We start from the raw sequence: 17,656 nt of genomic DNA on the forward strand, positions 1-17,656 counted from the left end.
CGCTTCTTAGTTGTCACTGAAAGAACCTTATATATATCTCCGCAATTAGCACAACAGATTACTAATTAATAATTACTAACTGCTAATTGTTTTATTCCATTGTCTCAAACTTCATCCAGTTAAGGCGGCTCTTTTCTGAGTAGGGCGCTGCCGCGGTAAAGATTACCAGATCACCTTTTTTCACATGACCGCTTTCAAGCAGGAGCCGTTTGGCGGTTTCGATCGCCGCACTCTCCTTTTTGATATCCGAACTGAATATGGAAGTAACTCCCCACTTTAAGCAGAGATTATTCATCGTTTCAAAACTGTCTGAGACGGCAATAATGCGCGCCTTAGGTTTGAACTTTGAAAGGGAACGGGCAGTGCGCCCATGATGCGTGAAGACAACAATTGCCGCAGCGTGGATCTGCTCTGATACCTGCACAATCGAACGGTTAACAGCATCAAACACATTGGATTCAACAGACTCCGGTATATCATAGTCCACCTTTCTCAGCGGGGGACCATCAGTCTCGGCTTTCTTCAGAATATTATTCATGATCTCAACCGCTCGTACCGGGAACTTACCCACCGAAGTCTCACCGCTAAGCATCACCACATCGGTTCCGTCCCAGACTGCATTGGCAACATCTGAGGCTTCCGCCCGGGTGGGAACAGGATTGCTGATCATACTTTCAAGCATCTGAGTTGCAGTGATAACCATCTTGCCAGCTTCATTGCAGCGGCGGATAATCATTTTTTGCACAACGGGAACATCCTGCGGCTCCATCTCAACTCCGAGGTCACCGCGGGCAACCATGATGCCGTCTGATGCTGCCAGAATTTCCTCAAAATTTGCAACCGCTTCCGGTTTTTCAATTTTCGCGATAATGGGAAGATCCGAGTTCTTTGATCTGAGCCAGTTCCGGAGATCTGATATATCCTTTGCGTCACGGACAAATGAGAGCGCCACAAAATCAATCTTGAACTTAATTGCGAATTCCAGATCGCGCAGATCTTTTTCCGTCATTGCAGGAGTGGAAAGTTTCATCCCCGGCAGATTCATCCCCTTCTTCGGTTTCAGAATTCCGCCGTTTATAATCAGACATCTGACAGAATTTGGTGTTTTTGACTCAATTTTTAATTTTAACAGACCATCATCAATCAGAATAATATCACCAATCTGTGCATCCTGCGGAAGAGGGGTATAAGAGGTAGAGACTTTTTCTCTGGTTCCCTTCATTTTTTCGGTGGTTATTTCAAGGTAATCACCGTTTTTGATTTCAAAAGAGGGTTCTTCCAGTTCACCAATGCGGATTTTTGGTCCCTGCAGGTCAAGCAGAACACCGAGCGGTGCATTCTGTTTCACCCGGGTTTCGTGGATGGTGGAGAATATCTTTTCGTAAAACTCATAGTCACCGTGCGAGAAGTTCAGCCGTACGCCGTCAATTCCCGCATCCATAAGTTGCCGGATAGTTTCAATTGATGAAGTTGCCGGGCCGAGGGTGGCAAGGATTTTGGTCTTAGCAAATATTCTGCTGTCTTCCTGGTACATGGGGAGCTTGTCCTCTTTTGAATGAATGAATTGCCCAAAAATAGGGAAAAGAATGATGAGTTGTGAAATATGAAATGAGAATTGATGAATGAGAATTGTGAAGGATAACTAAAAATTAATCCTTCAATCAGATGATTGAATTAACAGTCAGCAGCCGCCCCGGGCATGAGGGGATGTTTACTTCAGCTGTTATGTGATGGTAAGGTGATTGTTTGTTTGGTTTCAGATTCAGGAATGCTCTGCAAAGCATCAAGGTGGTAGCCCTGAAGCATCTTTACTGCAGTCAGCCCCATTAGTTTCCAGTCAAAAAGGATGCTTCTTTTAGAGGCATAATCAAGATCATACGTATGAAGCTCATCATAACTGACAGCGCTGCTTCGTTTAAGCTGCCAGAGTCCTGAAATGCCGGGGAGACATTTCATTTTGCTCCTGTGCTCCATCAGTCCGGGATATTTTTCAGCAATCATGGCAATATCATCCAGCATGAGAGGGCGCGGCCCGATGATGCTCATCTTTCCGGAAAGAACCAGTAAAAGCTGCGGGAGTTCGTCCACTCCGGTGCGGCGGAGGATTCTGCCCAGCGGGAGGAAATCTGAACTTGAAACAAGACGTGAGTCACGGAATTTAAATACTTCCGCCCCGGGCTTAAGCGTGCGTATTTTCATAATGCTGAAAGAGCCGCCTCTGAGACCAACTGCACGTTCCTGGATAAAAAAGGGATTAGTTTTCCAGAAGAGCAGAACTGCCAGAGAATAGATCAATACAAACGGCAGAGTTGCCGCAAGCAGAATAGCGGAAAGCGTTACATCAGAAATGCGTTTTAAAATGCGATAGAGCATCGGCTTCGGGACGACTTTTTTTTAGCGATTTATAGTGATAGCTATTAGCGCCCCCGAAATCCGGCTCGTTTACAACCTCTCTGAGCGGATCATCTGACAGACTTACAAATTTACGAATTAAAAATAGAGACTAAGGGTGTAACAGGCAAGTTAAAAAATAATGATTAAGCCCCGGCAGAGAAAATGCCCTGCTTCCTGAGAATTGTTCCGCCGGAAAAGATTATGGTACCTTCTCTTCCGGCGGTGTAACAACAAAAACTGAGGTAAATGATATCAGGCCGAATGATCGGGCGGAGGATTTTTCCTGACAAAAAATGCAACGATAAGGGTGGTTATAAGCCCCATCAGCGGAGTGGCAATTACCACCTGCATCAGATAGCTTTTCAGGTTGAAATACTCTTCTGCCTGCTGCTGCGTCATCATTCCTGATTCAACCGAGTGGCGGATAACGTTAGAAAAATACTCAGGAGAGATTACCTCGGAGGTAAGATATTGTGTAAGCGGGCTTAGCAGCGTAACCACGAGCGTTATGAACAATCCCGAGATAAAACCCTGCCTGAAGGTCATATAACCGCCGTAGAATGACCTCCGTTTATCCAGCAGGGCAAACACATACACCGCGATGGCGGGGATGGCTACAAAGTTGCTGTATATATGATGCTGGGCTATATGGACGTCATGCAGACCGGCAAGCCGTTCGGCGATCATCCAGGCAAGCTGCATCAGGACAAACAGAATTCCCCACTTGATTTCAATGGAATACGTACTCATGTTGGCCTCTTTTTTTTATGATGTGGCTGATTAGGTAATTATTGACTGAGCAGGGGCCTCAGGTCATATATACTTTTTACGTCACGGAAGATTTTTTTCATGTCCAGCCCAAGATCTTTCAGCCGTCCGGTTCTCACGTCAAAGACCCAGCCGTGAATATGCGGGAATCCGGAGGTGTACCATGCGCGCTGCACATGGTCAATTTTTATAATGTTTATGCACTGTTCCCTCACGTTAAGCTCAACCAGCCGGTCATACCGTTCAACCTCATCTTCGATGGCATCAAGCTGTTCCCGGTGAAAGCGGTAAACATCCCTCAGACTCTGAAGCCAGCTGTTTAGCTGCCCGAGATCCCGGGGATTCATTGCTGCCTTCACGCCGCCGCACTCATAATGCCCGCAGACGATAATATGCTTCACTTTAAGCTCATTAACCGCATACTGCATAACCGCGTTCAGGTTATTATCGGTGCTGATGACCAGGTTCGCCACATTCCGGTGTACAAACACTTCACCGGGCTTTGCTCCCATAAGTTCTTCTGCCGTAACACGGCTGTCAGAACAGCCGATGTAGAGTATTTCAGGGTTCTGGCCTTTGGCCATATTTTTGAAGAAATCCGGGTCGGCAGCCAGCTTGGAAGCTACCCACTCCTGATTATTCCGGAAAATTGTCTTAAAATCCATTCATCTCTTGATTGGTTGAGCTGAGAATAATGCCCCGCAAAATACGATAAGAATTATGAATTATGAAAGATGAAGTAAGAACTGATAATTGATAATTGATAATTGAGAATTGAGAATGGAGAATAGTGCCTTTCTCGAAGTAAAGGATTCTCAGTTTTCCTAAGGATGCGGTCAAGCGGGGTTCTGGCAGAGCAGGGTTCCCGGAGTCTGATCAGAAAACCGGATCGTTATAAATCAGTGCATGGAACTATGTGTATTACCGACAACAGGCACAGAGAGAGAAAATTACAAAATCAGAACCCCTTACACCATATGACTAACTAATATATATAATTATCCCTTATGACTTCCAATTACTAATTACTAACTCCTAATTACTAATTAACAAAACCGCGTTTCCTTTTTTACGCCCGGTATCAACATAACGGTGGGCAGAAACGATATCCTCCAGAGAAAAGACTTTATCAATCACCGCCTGATAACTTCCTTCCTCGAACAGCTTTTTGAGGAAGAGAAGCTGTTCGCGGCTTTCCTTAGCGTAATTCATGCCGCCGACGGTAGTATATATACCGCCTGAGGAAAGCAGGCGGGAGCAGAGTTTTTCCGGAGCTTTATCCACCGCGTCAAAGATAATATCGAACCGTTCTCCGGATTTTGTAAAATCCTCTTTGTCATACGGAATAACTTTTTCTGCTCCCAGATTATGTGCCAGAGCTGCTCCCGCTGATGAACAGACAGCAGTTACCCGGGCGTTGTAATATCTGGCTATCTGCACTGCGGCTGAACCAACAGAGCCCGTTGCTCCGATGATCAGAACGGAGGGACTTTTCATTTGTTCAATGCCGGCTTTGTGAAGAAAAAAATGAGCGGTCTGACCGCCGAATAAAATAGCGGCAGATTCAGCAAACGAAGCATTTACGGGCTTTTTTACCACAATGCTTTTTGCGGGAACGGATATATATTCCGCGTGACCGCCGAACCGGAATCCGGTCAGTCCGTACACATGATCACCGGGTTTGAACTCAGTGACCTTCGCGCCGGTTTCTTCAACCGTTCCGGCAAAAACCACCCCGAGAACCGGTTTACGAGGTCTGGTAAAACCAACGGCCAGGTGCATTATTATCCGGAGAAAACCGGTGACGGCAAGTCCCCGTACACGCACATCGCCTGAGTTAACCGCGGAGGCGGCAACCTTAACCAGGATATCTCCTCCTCCCGGAACCGGTTTGGAAATATCTTTTATGACTACAACTTCCGGCGGACCGTAAGCAGTGCAGACAGCAGCTTTCATAATTGCATCTCTCTAATGAATGTCATGACATAAACCTCAAATCTATAGAAAACGCTGATTAATAAAACTTATGATTATATGAGCGGTTTTGGCGGGCGGGTGAAAGGTAATAATCGGCCAAAAGAACACGATTTAAGGATGTACAGGATTGACAGGATTATTGTGAGGGGATCCCTCCGTACATTTTACATTGTTCATCGTGCATTGAATTTCCGATCCGTGTTCATCAGCGTTGTTTTGACAGCCGTTTAAAATCCGCCGGCAAATGGGGAGAACATGATTAAAGGATGTACAGGATTAACAGGATTATTGTGAGGGGATCCCTCCGTACATTTTACATTGTTCATCCTACATTGAATTTCCGATCCGTGTTCATCAGCGTTGTTTTGACATCTGTTTAAAATTCGCGTGCAAACGGGGAGAACATTATTAAAGGATGTACAGGATTGACAGGATTATGGTGCGAGAACCAGTAAAAATTTTTTACTTCTTCATTTTTCATTATTCATTAACGCAACTTTGCTAATGCCCCTGAGCACAACTCCTGCTTTATGCCGCTTTGAAACCTCTTTTCGCTCATAGGTAATATCAGCCCAGATTTCAGGGGGGACTGCGGCTGCCGGGCCGAATTTCTCCGTCCGTTTCTCCTTAACAAATTGGTCAATTCGTAAAATTTCATCTTCGGTCAGTCCCTCATTGGAGCGCGCAATAACCACGGTCTCCTCACCTTGCCTGATTCCCCAGCTGTATTCAGAATAGATTCCGGTAAAACGTCCCGTGCCCTGCTGTGCATAGACCAGAACGGCTTTAATAATCCGGGGTCCGGGCCTGAGAAGAAAACCGCCGCCATATATACTTCCCGAATTTTGCAGGAGCACACCATAAGGAAACGAAGCAAAGAGGGAACCGGGATTTGTGGCAGAGTCTTTAATATCTGCGAGTGGTTTCCTTTCGGCAAAACCGATGAGATCACCCGGAGATGAGAGCGCAGCATTATGAGCATAGGTAAGACGCTCTGAAAGCGGCAGGTTCATCAGCCCGGCAGTGTTATATATAAGGCAGTCCCTTGCAAGAAAGCGCACGCGGTATTCAGAAATAGTTTTGGTATCGGGTTTCCTTTTATTAATACGTTTTTCAAGAATGGAAGCAGATTCTTTTTCAGGAAATCCTGTCAGCTCACCTTCAAGAAGAGTAAACGGAGGCAGATCATAACCGGCCGATACGATTTCGGGGAAATGAGAATTCATCAGGCGCCAATCTTCAGCCCAGAGGAATACACCGTCATCATTTGATTCAAGCAAAACGCGGAGTCCGCTGCCAAAGCCGCAGAGAAGCCAGCTGTTATCACCGGATGGTAATTCATTGATATCTGTTATGATTTCAGGAGCGAATAGCGGGAATTCATCCGTAAAATTTTCCCGGTTAAGTGCCGGCGTAAAGAGATCCGCGCTCAGCAGATCTTTTTCAGTGTGGTGACTGCTCAGGAGTATATATACCTGCCTAACCGGAATGCGGTAATATTCCGCGAGAGCTTTTACTACCGTATGCTCATCTGCGGGGGAGCGGAATTTACCGGTAAGAAAGCGGTTTAAAAGCATTCTCTCATCTGAGGGAAGTGATCTCCACAGACGGAATAGCTTTTCCTGAATAATTTCCGGTGCTGCCTGTTTCAATGCGGGAAGAATGTTATTCAGCAGATCATGGAGAGAAAAAGAAGCATCAGAATCCGAATTGCCGGTAATCAGCGAAACCGTCTCTGTAAGATCTCCTGTTATCGCCTGAGATTCCTCAAACAGATAGTCAGGATAACCCGTATATATCAGTGCTAATTCTTTGAGCTTTTCAGGAGTGAGAAGTTTAGTGGGTTTATAACCAAGCAGAAGACTTACACCGGCGAGTGCATCCTGTTTAGGAGAACTCCTGAGCCAGTGAAGAATGGCATCAATAATTACGGGAGTATTTTTATTCCCCTCAATTTCACCTGAAAGTTTTGCAAAATTTTTCAAAGATGGCTGGGTTCTTAGTTCTTGGTGGTTAGTTCTTAGTTTTGAGCTACTTTTACCTTTTAATTATTACCTGTTAACTTAAATCTCAGCCGCATCACACCATCCTCAAACGAAGAGCTGATAATTTTAAATCCGCCAATTTCTCTTGTATTACTTACATGCTGGCCGATGCAGGGGCAGGCATCATAGTCACCGACTTTAATAATTCGGATTTCATCACCGGCATATTCGGGAAGACGTTCCAGCTTATAGAGCCGCTCTGCTTCCGCTCTGGGGATGAACTCTTCCGTTACATCAAGTTCTGAGGTGATGACAGCATTCACACGGCTTTCAAGTTCGGATCTTTCATCGGGAGTGAGATCGCGGTCAAAGCGGTAGTCGCACTTGCTTTTCTTCTTTTCGATGTGTGCAGAAAATGACCTGCCGCGGCCAAACATCTTAACCATCGTGCCGTTCAGAATATGCTCCGCCGTATGCATCTCAGGAGGATAGGATTTGTTCATAGAGAATTCTCTTTTGTTAGGGAATCAGGAAAAGTTCACTTCTGCTCTCCGCTTACCGGGAGCTGTTCGTAGATGATCTGGCTGTTGTTGTTTATGACCCGTGCATCAAAGGTGTAAAGATCGTCCCGGCTGATAGCGGTGAAGCTGATGCTGGTATCGTTCAGGCCGGAAATCATGATTTTATCCAGCGCTGCGAATGATGCATTACCGAGTATCTTTTTAAGCAGTCCGGTTTCTTTTCCTGCGTAAACGGAGAAATTTTTTCCGATGCCTCCCAGTGAATCAGGCAGAAGCATTTTCTCCCGGGTGAGAAAGCAGACTTCGTTCAGTTCAAGCAGCAGAACATCCCGCATGACCGACTGCTGCATTTTCTCCCGGGTCTGCTGATGCTCTGTTATCATCGCCGCGGCAGAGGAGGACTGCCAGAGGAACAGGAAAATTATATATATACTCAGCAGCATTGACCAGGTGCTGACCGAGAGGGCATATGCTGAGGTTTTAGCACCCGCATGCCTGAGCCGCAGCAATCCGCGCAGGGAGACAGCAAAAAGCACGGGGAGAAGGATTCCGTAAAACAGCACCGGAAGAAGATGCACCGGTCTGCCTGCTTCCGCAGTATATATATCACCGCTCCAGGGGAGCATGGTTAGTCCCCTCAGCCGCTCCAGACCGGCAAACTCACCGGTAATAAGGAGCAGGGTCACAAGCATGATAACAAGCAGCTGCCGTTCTGTAGTCACGAGGTTAATTCACCCTTTCTACCGAGATCCCTGCCGGGGTAAGCCGTGCACGGAACTCCAGGCATCCGGTATATCCGCCTGAATTGACGAACTCCGGATTCTTTCCCCCGATTCTTGAAGAAAGTCCGCTGATGACCATGGACTCCTCCCCCGCATATTCAAGGAACAGATATATACCGGTTCCGTTATAGGGGGTCTCAATGCTTTTTCCGATAAGGGCATATCCGTTCACGGTATCCTGCGCCTCGGGGATCAGGAGACTATCCGCTCCGGAGGAGTGGCGCTCCAGCGATCTGAGGCTGACTGTATAAAGTGCATCCTTAATCATTCCGGAGGTGATCATCAGCTCATTTTCTGCCCGGAGGGAGTCATCCCGCGCCGGATCGGTTGTCTGAGCATACCAGCCAAGCGCCCCCACTCCGGTCATAAACAGAAACAGCGGAATAATAATCAGCGTAATCAGATACCGGTCCTGCCGTTCCGCAAGAGTAAGCTGGCTCAGGAGTGAATAGGCACCCGCGGCCAGAACCGTAATCCCAAGCCGGAAGGCCGGATTGGCAGGGGAGAGGAGAAAATAGACCACCAACACGGCAAGAGCGCCTGTTACGATCTGCAGAAGAATCATAATTCTCCGCCGGACTGACTGATGAGAGAACAGCTAAACATGGCGTAAATATACGAAAGCGGGGGATATTTGCAGGAAAACCGGAATTGTTCATTCAGAATGAACAATTTTACAGGAAATTGTGCATTTAGAATGAACGATTTTAGCGGAAATTGTGCATTCAGAATGAACGATTTTCTTATATTGATCTATCAAAAACCAATTTGCTTTCAAAGTATGAGCTTAACCGACCGTAATTCAATAGCCTCTGTCCTCCTTGAGCAGAGGACCTCTTTTTTAAGAAAATCCGGAGGTGTTACCAGAACTGTTCTGCAAAAAGTAGAACGCTATAAGCCATTGCCGCATACGGTTGTAATTACTGGTCTGCGGCGTACCGGCAAATCAACCTTACTCCGTCAGATCGCATCCGCTTATTATCATAATGAGGATTTCCACTACATAAATTTTGAAGATGAACGCCTGATAGGTTTTCCGGCAGAGCGATTCAATGAACTTTATGAGATTTTAACAGGCCAGTTTGGTCAGAGGAGAACCTTTCTGATTGATGAGATTCAGAACGTTCCGGGATTTGAACGTTTTGTCAGAAGATTTCTGGATGACGGATATAAATTCTATATAACCGGTTCAAGCGCAAATCTGCTCAGCCGTGAAATTGGCACAAAACTTACCGGACGCCACGCAGATGTAACTGTTTACCCGTTTTCCTTTCCGGAATATCTGAAATTTTCCGGTATCAGTGAAGGCATGGGCACTGTATATACAACAAAGGAAAGGGCCGTGCTGAAATCAGCCTTTGACAGTTATCTGACGGAAGGAGGCATGCCGGAATTTATGACATATAAAGAGTATGATATTCTCACCCGGACTTATGAGGATGTTGTTATTAAGGATATCGCCCTCAGATACGGACTTTCGAATCCGATGGAGCTTCGGGAGCTCTTTCAGTATTTGATTACCAATTTTGGAAGCCGTTTCAGTTATACAAGATTAAAAAACTCTCTGGGCTTCGGAAGCGTGAATACCGTTAAATCCTATATACACTCACTCACCGAAACCTACTTTGCGGCGGTCATTAGCAAATTCGATTACAGCATCAGGAAGCAGATCAGCAACGAAAAGAAACTCTATGTTGCAGACAATGGATTTATCCCCCGTATATCTCTTAAAGTAACCAGGGATTACGGACGGCTTCTTGAAAATCTTGTTCATAATGAACTGGCAAGAAGGGGCAGCGTATATTATTTTGCAGATGGAAAAAGTGAATGCGACTTTATTCTTCAGCAGGAGGGGAGTATAAACGGATGTTTTCAGGTAAGCTGGAATATTACTCCGGACAATCAGGAACGGGAATATAACGGACTAATCAATGCGCTTGAGTTTTTTGGACACTCAGAGGGAACAATACTTACTTCTGATCAGGAGTACGAATACAGTCAGAATGGAAAAACGATACATGTTTATCCGGTTTGGAAATGGCTGCTGAGTGAACGATGAAGATTTAATCAGCTGATACGAAAGTCAGATGAATTACTTTTAGAAAGTTACCTTTCTATAATTATTCCTCTTCGAAATAGTCATTATCAATTTTCTTTAGTTCAAAAGTTCTCTCTACTGAGCATCCGATATTGTAGTCAATCATTAGTTGTGAAAGCTTCTCCCCGTCAATAAGAACGATCTTGGTCTCATTTTTAGGGTTATAATCAACAGCATCTTTTGAGAATTGAGAGGTTGTAATGAATATGCCCTTCTTCGCGCCCTGACCCGCAAGAGCTCCAACGAACTTTTGAATTTCTGGTCTTCCGACTACTGTGCCCGGCTTCCAGCGTTTTGCCTGAATATATATAATGTCGAGTCCGAGTTTATCTTCTTTTATGATGCCGTCAATGCCTTCGTCACCGCTCTTGCCTACTGCTTTCCCCGCATCGGTAATCGAACCGCCATAGCCCATGGCCACAAGTAAATCAATAACCAGTCTTTCAAAAAACTGAGGGGAAAGACTTAAAACTTTTTCGAGAAGTTCTTCCGCAAGGGCTGATCTTAGTGAGCCATAAGCAGATTCAAGGTCTTCTTCCGGAGTACTTTGGTTATTCTCAGTTGGTTCTCCGGCAGGGGGTTTAACGATATGGCTGCTCTTTTGAAATTATCGAAACGATGGATAATTTTTCAAGAATGCGATATCAATTTTTTCAGGATTCGACTTTAGAGCAGTCATGCCTTCTTCAGTAATAACAAAAAATGCCCGTTTAGGGGAAGAAATCAAACCTGCTTTTTTTAGATAGGTAGTCGCCCAACCCACTCGATTTTTAAAGACTTCCTGAGTCCCGCTCGGAAGCATTTCACTTTTTTCTTCTTCAGTAAGTTTGAAATCATTAGCAAGTGTTTCAATTATCTGCTTAAGGCTGTGCTCTTTTTTATTAGAGAGCAACATCAAAATGGGTAACATAAATGACTGAAAACCGGGAATCATATTCTCACCATTTGACAAAATTTATACTGTTTAGTGTAAATATAAAATTTTCTGTTAAGCAATCATACTGTTACCGGGTTGCTGAGAGAAGTTAATCCCAGATTCTTGGGACCGGTTTATTATACCCTTTGTGCTGAGTTCACCCTTTAAGCCTTAACTGGTCTTCGCCGGGGGACAATAAGGACACTTCGGACGATGGCGTTAATTTGACAAACCAATATTAGCTTAAATTACTGCTCGCATCTTAACGCCAGATTCGCTGGAGACTCAGGGGTTAACCCGATAATATTACTCTGCGTTTAGAGTTATTTACAAAAAACAATTATCCACTCTCCATTTTCCATTATCAATTTAAATTGTTTTTCCCGAACTTTGCCTGGTGTGCCTTTAACTGCCCGTCCAGTTTTTCATATGCTGTTCTTGCCTCTGGAAGCAGGGTAAAGCAGTCGCCGCGGACTCCGCCATACATTTCACTCTGGCTGAACATAAGGTTTGCTGCCTTGCGGAGATTTGAGTTGTTAATTCGCTGCAGTGTTTCATCGGTATTTTGCATCGCAACAGCATTTCGGCTTGCGCCGTCTGTAAAATAAAAGTAGATAGTGCCCGATTTATCAGAATTCTCACGCAGCGCTATATCAACAAATTTTGCGTACTCGTATGAAAAAAACTTCTTTCTTAGCTGCTTATAGGTTATAATAACACGGCGGTTTGTGATGGCATATATAGCCGAAGCCCGGGTCCGGTTATCAAAGTAAAATTTACCAAAGATGAGGTAAAGTCCCACCAGAAGGAAAGGAAGTCCGAACATGGCAAACCAGATTGCCGCTTCCGATGCTGCATATATCCATCCGACAACTCCAGAGGTCCATATCAGCCCGAAAATGACAGCCCAGAGATCAAATGCGGAAAACATCATCCCCTGCTTTGGCTGTCCGGTCCAGATGATCTTTTCACCGGCTTCAAGGTATTGTTCTATTTCTCTGTCTAAGTTAAAATACATGTTTCTGAATTATGAGTTATTAATTATGAAGTATGAATTTAATTGCTAAGTATCACGTTCTACGCAATGGGCCGGGGATTTTAACGGATGCTAAAGCAGCAAGGATTAAGACGGATCGGAATATCAATGTACAATGAACAATGTAAAATGTACAGTCTCAAGTATCAACTCTCAATTCCTTTAGTATCTCTTCTGCTTCCTCGTCAAGTCCTCCGGCAAAGGGCTTCACTCCGGCTCTGCGGTACCAGTATTCCGCATTCCACTGATCCCCCTCTTTCCGGTGAAGATACGCGTGAACTCTCGCTGCCGTCTTTCCTTCTATTTCCTGGGTGATGGTATGCGCGCGATCCCAGTTTCCGTTCAGGTCGTACCACATCGCTCTCAGCAGAGGGTTTGAGATTCCGGATACATCCTTCTCACTCAAAGAAAGCAGTTTCTCTATATTCATTATAATTTCTGCATAAGAAAAAGTTCCGGTGCGTAAGTTACGGGTTCTTTTTTGATGGGCAAGTTCCTATCCGGTTTTACTTCTTCAAAAGTCAGGAAAACGGAAACGGTAAAAAGAGTATAGAGACCGGTACCCTTTCATAAGATATCAGGGTAATACTTCAGACTACTTTTATCTATTTTAGTAATTAAAAACCGCGATTTTATATGATTCCTGAAGCATTTTCCGCATTTCTTGGTCCGCAGGCAGAGAACGCCGCATCGTTTACCGATCTGGTAAACCGTGTCCTAAAACATCACATAGAAAAAAGGCAGAAGACCTTTAATGAAGACTCCTCTATGTATCCCTCAAGCCTCAACAGCAATACCCTCGAAAGGGAACTTGAGGCTTTTTTGCTGCGGGTTGAGGGGAATCCACCCTATTTTCACCCCCGGTACAGTGCTCAGATGCTTAAAGACCCTGCGCTTACCGTTCCGCTCGGGTATCTGGCTTTTATACTGAGCAATCCGAACAATCATGCTTATGAGGGGGGTCCGGTCACCACAGAGATGGAAATGGAAGTCACTGATCTGCTCCTGAAAATGTGCGGATTCAAAACCGGGTGGGGACATCTTGCCTCCGGCGGTTCTCTCGCGAATCTTGAGGCGCTCTGGGCTGTACGCGATACATACCCGGATGGCGGCTCGGTGCTCTTCAGCGAGGTTTCGCACTACTCCTGGAAGCGCATCTGCCAGATTCTCGGGATAAAGAACTTTGCTGAGATTCCGGTGGATACCGCCTTCAGGATGAATCTGAACGCTCTTGAAGACCGGCTGAAAGAAGAGAAAGTGCTCTGTGTGGTTGCCAATATCGGTTCAACAGGAACGGGAAGCATTGATGATATCGGCGCTATCCTTAAACTCCGCGACCGCTACGGATTCCACCTTCACATAGATGCTGCTTACGGAGGATTCTTCCGGTCGGTGATTCTGGATGATATATATAATCCGCACCCGTTTGAGGAAACAGCAGGCATTTCAGAATATGTGTATAATGCTCTGAGGGATATGCAGGAAGCAGACTCCATTACTATTGACCCTCATAAACAGGGTTCAGTCTCCTATGGCGCCGGTGCGGTGGTATATAAGGATGAAAAACTGCGCGAGGCAATACTTAATACTGCGCCTTATACGTATCATATAACCGATAAGCCGAATATAGGAATGTTCGCGCTTGAGGGCTCGCGTCCCGGTGCGATGGCGGCTGCCTGCTATCTGACCTACAAAGTGCTGCCCCCACACTCCGGCGGACTCGGTTCCCTGCTGCAATCCACGCTGGACTCCGCCCAATATTTCTGGCGGAAGATTGAAAAGAGCAGCAAATACCAGAACCTGACCAACCCCGATCTTGATATATGCTGCTTCTGGAAAACCGCAGGCAGTGGAACCGCGGCAGAGGTAAGCAGTGCCTCACTCCGGGTCTATCATGAAAACTCCCTTGAGGCTCAGGAGCCGGAGTTCATCCTGTCAAAGTTTATCGTACCCCCCTCGGTTACGAGGAAAATCTTTACCGGGGCTGAAGAGGGGACTTCTCTGGTAACTCTGCGCTCCGTTTTTATGAAGCACTGGTATTCGCTTCATGATTTTCACTATATTAATGCCCTGCTAAAAAAATTAGAATCATATGATTGAAATTAAAGGACTCAAAAAAGCGTTCGGCTCAAAACAGGTGCTCACCGGTGTTGATCTGACCATACCGGATAACGAAACGCTCGTGATAGTTGGCCGGAGCGGCTGCGGTAAAAGTGTAATGCTCAAGCATATTGTCGGACTCCTTACTCCGGATGAGGGGGATGTGTTTGTGCAGGGTAAACTTATCCGTGAGCTAAAGGAAAAAGAGCTGTATGGGATACGCAAGATGTTTGGCTTTCTTTTTCAGGGAGCGGCTCTGTTTGACTCGATGACGGTGGAAGAAAATGTGATGCTGCCGATTGTGGAATCCGGCGAGAAGTTCAGCAAAACCGAGATGGATAAAGCGGTTGCTGAAAAGCTGGAGATGGTCGGGCTTCCGGGAATTCAGAAGAATAAACCGAGCGAACTTTCCGGCGGTATGAGAAAACGTGTAGGCCTCGCCCGCGCCCTTATTACCAATCCACAGTATATACTCTATGATGAACCGACAACAGGGCTTGACCCGATCATGTCTGACAATATTGACGACCTGATTAAAGAGCTTGCCGGCCGCCTTAAAGTAACCTCCGTTGTTGTTACGCACGATATGTTCAGCGTGAAAAATGTTGCCGACCGTGTTGCCATGATGCACGAGGGGAAAGTCTATTTCACCGGCACGCCGGATGAACTGCTGAACTCCAAAGATCAGACGATTTATGACTTCATCAAAAGAACGGAGACGATATAGGGGAATTAGTAGTTAGGAATTAGTAATTTGTAATGGGGAAAATGTACAATGTACAATTAACAATGCACCCGAGTGGTTTGTAATATATACTGCTGTAACACATCTGTTGACTCTATCACAATATATAAGGATTCAATAGCATGAAAAATCTTGTTCCCTGTCTCTGGTTTGAGAACAATGCCGAAGAGGCGGTTAATTTTTATACGTCGGTATTTAAAGACGGACGGATTTTGCAGACCACCCGGTACGATAAAACAGGCCCGCTTGAAGAAGGTACCGTGCTTACCATATCATTTATCATAAACGGAACTGAGTTCCTCGCTCTTAACGGCGGTCCCCATTTCACGTTTAATCCCGCTGTATCATTTATCGTAAACTGCAAAGACCAGAATGAAATTGATTACTACTGGGATAAACTCTCTTCCTCTTCCGCTGATGAACAGTGCGGCTGGCTGAAGGATAAATTCGGACTCTCCTGGCAGATAGTGCCGCATAATATAAGCGAACTGCTGCATAACCCCGATCCGGCAAAATCAGCCCGGGCAATGAAGGCGCTTCTTGCCATGAAGAAAATTGAGATTGATAAGCTGGTTACGGCGTGATGATTGTACTGCTCTGCCCGTGAAAACTCTCCCGTGCTGCCGTCCGGATAACAGCGTTACATGAACCGGCGTACTTTTTCGTTATAGAGTGAGATATACTGTTTCTTCAATTCAGCGGGAAGGAAAGATTTTTCCGTAAGATCTTTCAGATCTTCTGATTTGTGTATATAATCGTTAATAATCGTCTGAACACTATCTTCATGCAGACCGAGCCGCCTTCCCAGTTCTTCAAAATCCTCCCGAAGATATTTTGAGCCCGCTTTGTATCCTTCGCTTTCATAACCGTCAGCGAACAGATCAAGCGCGGTATCGGATTCATTAGGCAGATGAAGCCGGGTGCAGAGAAGGTCGTAAGCCGGCGAAAGCAGATAATCACCGAACTCATCGTTGCGCAAAAGAGAGAAGTTTTTCAAATGAGCATCGCCGTTGCTAATCAGATAGTTGAAGAGAACCAGCCGGAAAAACTTTTCCAGCTCGAGCTCCGGAGCCGAGACATATTTCCTGATCAGGTTGCCGATCTCCTCATAACTGCTGTTGTATTTGAAATCCGGACCGCCTGTTTCGCTGCTCTTCCCGGCAATCTGCGCAAAGTCTTCGACGGGGAGAGGAGTCCCTGTACTGGTCCGGTCAAAGCGCTTTGTTATATATGCGGGGGAGTTGTCCGAGAGGAGCATGAAAGCATTCGGGGCTGTCTTGAGATCGAACACCTGAGAAGCCGCCTGCATGGTAAGATGTTCGTTTGCGGCTAATAATTCAGGAAAGAGAAAACTTCCCGAACCTGCGGGTTTGAGTATATATCCTCCTCCGGAGGCGGCAAGCTCAAACCGGTTCTTCTGCAGGCGCAGCAGATGTTTGATCTGCACGCCGGAAACGGAAATGCGGCTTCCGGACTGCAGTTTTGCTTCCATAAATCCGTTTCTGCTGAAAGGAAGAATGTGGCTTACCATCCTCCCGTTAAAAAGAAGTCTTCTGCATGATCGGCAGAAAGAATCAACGCACTCCTTCAGACAACTGTGGCAGCGGTTCTCTCCGGTCATGATATACTTCTCACGGTGACTGCTCCGATAGATTCTTTATACGCTGAGGAAAGAAGAATCGCCAGATAATCTTCCGGATCAATCTTCTGTGTCCGGCAGAGAATTGCTTTGTTTTCCCCTTCCGGAAGCATGCCAAAAAAGAAAGGAAATAGCTGCGGAGAAGAGAACTCTTCTTTCTGCCGGGGGAGCGAAAGACTCACCGGCGGAAGATCTCTGCCAGCAAGATAGCTTTCATAATATCTGAAAATATATCCCTCTGCGGTTTTTATCAGCTCACCGGCCGGTATATCTCTTACCAGCACCTCCGCTTTATATATATTGCTCATCTGATGACCGCATGCAGTTTCATGCCGAGCAGATTAAGGATTCTGGTCAGCAGCAGAAAGGAGGGGTTCCCTTCTGCCGACTCAACGGACTTTAGACTTCTGAGAGAGACCCCGGCCCTGAGAGCAAGTGCCTGCTGCGTTAAGCCGAGGAACTTCCTCCGCCTGACAATGAGATCGGAAATTTGTTTGTAATCTTCCATAAAAGTGCAGTAAAATGCATTAATGGCTGCTAAATTAAAGAAAAATCAGTTAAAGGTCAATAGAAGTGCGGTATAATGCACTTTTATGTGTCGCGGCTGCTTCGCCTCGCACTGGTCTGCTCGGCTCCCTCTCGACTCCGCTCGAGGACAACTCGGACACTGGTGGTCCTCGACTCCGCTCGGACAC

Annotated in this window: 18 protein-coding genes and 1 pseudogene; 4 read left to right on the top strand and 15 right to left on the bottom strand. The window is 45.8% G+C overall.

Features of this window, described 5'->3' with window-relative positions:
• Positions 1–91: 91 nt before the first annotated feature.
• The 9 genes from pyk to HRU80_02445 all read right to left on the bottom strand — a co-directional run bounded on the left by pyk (position 92) and on the right by HRU80_02445 (position 8,992).
• The gene (pyk, locus tag HRU80_02405) at positions 92–1,534 is read right to left on the bottom strand and encodes a pyruvate kinase (GenBank protein ID QOJ27777.1); all 1,443 of its coding nucleotides are present in this window, start codon (positions 1,532–1,534) and stop codon (positions 92–94) included.
• A gap of 182 nt (positions 1,535–1,716) precedes the next feature.
• Positions 1,717–2,373 carry a sugar transferase gene (locus tag HRU80_02410; protein ID QOJ27778.1) on the bottom strand — a complete coding sequence of 219 codons (657 nt, stop codon included), beginning with the start codon at positions 2,371–2,373 and terminating at the stop codon, positions 1,717–1,719.
• Between the two features lie 273 nt (positions 2,374–2,646).
• On the bottom strand, positions 2,647–3,144 hold the full coding sequence (locus HRU80_02415) for a DUF4199 domain-containing protein (protein ID QOJ27779.1): 498 nt from the start codon (positions 3,142–3,144) through the stop codon (positions 2,647–2,649).
• Between the two features lie 38 nt (positions 3,145–3,182).
• Complete coding sequence (locus tag HRU80_02420) at positions 3,183–3,827, bottom strand: carbonic anhydrase (protein QOJ27780.1); 645 nt, start codon at positions 3,825–3,827, stop codon at positions 3,183–3,185.
• Positions 3,828–4,197: 370 nt separating this feature from the next.
• Complete coding sequence (locus tag HRU80_02425; protein ID QOJ27781.1) at positions 4,198–5,118, bottom strand: NAD(P)-dependent alcohol dehydrogenase; 921 nt, start codon at positions 5,116–5,118, stop codon at positions 4,198–4,200.
• A 491-nt stretch (positions 5,119–5,609) separates the two neighbouring features.
• Positions 5,610–7,124, bottom strand: a complete 1,515-nt coding sequence (locus tag HRU80_02430; GenBank protein QOJ27782.1) for a hypothetical protein — start codon at positions 7,122–7,124, stop codon at positions 5,610–5,612.
• Between the two features lie 59 nt (positions 7,125–7,183).
• Positions 7,184–7,627, bottom strand: coding sequence for a hypothetical protein (locus HRU80_02435; protein ID QOJ27783.1), 444 nt, complete (start codon positions 7,625–7,627; stop codon positions 7,184–7,186).
• A 35-nt stretch (positions 7,628–7,662) separates the two neighbouring features.
• On the bottom strand, positions 7,663–8,367 hold the full coding sequence (locus HRU80_02440) for a hypothetical protein (protein ID QOJ27784.1): 705 nt from the start codon (positions 8,365–8,367) through the stop codon (positions 7,663–7,665).
• 4 nt (positions 8,368–8,371) lie between these two features.
• Positions 8,372–8,992, bottom strand: coding sequence for a hypothetical protein (locus tag HRU80_02445; protein QOJ27785.1), 621 nt, complete (start codon positions 8,990–8,992; stop codon positions 8,372–8,374).
• A 216-nt stretch (positions 8,993–9,208) separates the two neighbouring features.
• Here HRU80_02445 and HRU80_02450 point away from each other — a divergent pair, with 216 nt between their 5' ends.
• Entirely contained in the window at positions 9,209–10,486 is a 1,278-nt protein-coding gene (locus HRU80_02450; GenBank protein QOJ27786.1) for an ATP-binding protein, read from the top strand.
• A gap of 61 nt (positions 10,487–10,547) precedes the next feature.
• Here the strand turns inward: HRU80_02450 and HRU80_02455 are convergent.
• The 3 genes and pseudogenes from HRU80_02455 to HRU80_02465 all read right to left on the bottom strand — a co-directional run bounded on the left by HRU80_02455 (position 10,548) and on the right by HRU80_02465 (position 12,907).
• A pseudogene (locus HRU80_02455) lies at positions 10,548–11,459 on the bottom strand (restriction endonuclease).
• Between the two features lie 346 nt (positions 11,460–11,805).
• Complete coding sequence (locus HRU80_02460) at positions 11,806–12,459, bottom strand: hypothetical protein (GenBank protein ID QOJ27787.1); 654 nt, start codon at positions 12,457–12,459, stop codon at positions 11,806–11,808.
• A gap of 157 nt (positions 12,460–12,616) precedes the next feature.
• Positions 12,617–12,907, bottom strand: coding sequence for a hypothetical protein (locus HRU80_02465; GenBank protein ID QOJ27788.1), 291 nt, complete (start codon positions 12,905–12,907; stop codon positions 12,617–12,619).
• A gap of 206 nt (positions 12,908–13,113) precedes the next feature.
• Between HRU80_02465 and HRU80_02470 the strand changes: the two genes are divergently transcribed.
• From HRU80_02470 to HRU80_02480, 3 genes are all read left to right on the top strand, one after another.
• Entirely contained in the window at positions 13,114–14,577 is a 1,464-nt protein-coding gene (locus HRU80_02470) for an aminotransferase class I/II-fold pyridoxal phosphate-dependent enzyme (GenBank protein ID QOJ27789.1), read from the top strand.
• Positions 14,570–15,304 carry an ABC transporter ATP-binding protein gene (locus HRU80_02475; protein ID QOJ27790.1) on the top strand — a complete coding sequence of 245 codons (735 nt, stop codon included), beginning with the start codon at positions 14,570–14,572 and terminating at the stop codon, positions 15,302–15,304. Before HRU80_02470 ends, HRU80_02475 begins: the two co-directional genes overlap by 8 nt.
• A gap of 140 nt (positions 15,305–15,444) precedes the next feature.
• On the top strand, positions 15,445–15,906 hold the full coding sequence (locus HRU80_02480; protein QOJ27791.1) for a VOC family protein: 462 nt from the start codon (positions 15,445–15,447) through the stop codon (positions 15,904–15,906).
• A gap of 56 nt (positions 15,907–15,962) precedes the next feature.
• On the opposite strand, the gene HRU80_02485 is transcribed toward HRU80_02480, so the two are convergent.
• The 3 genes from HRU80_02485 to HRU80_02495 form a co-directional block, all read right to left on the bottom strand.
• Complete coding sequence (locus tag HRU80_02485) at positions 15,963–16,853, bottom strand: HipA domain-containing protein (protein ID QOJ27792.1); 891 nt, start codon at positions 16,851–16,853, stop codon at positions 15,963–15,965.
• An 86-nt stretch (positions 16,854–16,939) separates the two neighbouring features.
• Complete coding sequence (locus tag HRU80_02490; GenBank protein ID QOJ27793.1) at positions 16,940–17,269, bottom strand: HipA N-terminal domain-containing protein; 330 nt, start codon at positions 17,267–17,269, stop codon at positions 16,940–16,942.
• Entirely contained in the window at positions 17,266–17,469 is a 204-nt protein-coding gene (locus tag HRU80_02495; protein ID QOJ27794.1) for a helix-turn-helix domain-containing protein, read from the bottom strand. Before HRU80_02495 ends, HRU80_02490 begins: the two co-directional genes overlap by 4 nt.
• Between the last annotated feature and the right edge of the window lie 187 nt (positions 17,470–17,656).

The sequence above is a fragment of the Ignavibacteriales bacterium genome (assembly GCA_015709675.1).
Classification (GTDB): Bacteria; Bacteroidota; Ignavibacteria; order Ignavibacteriales; family Ignavibacteriaceae; genus H2-BAC3.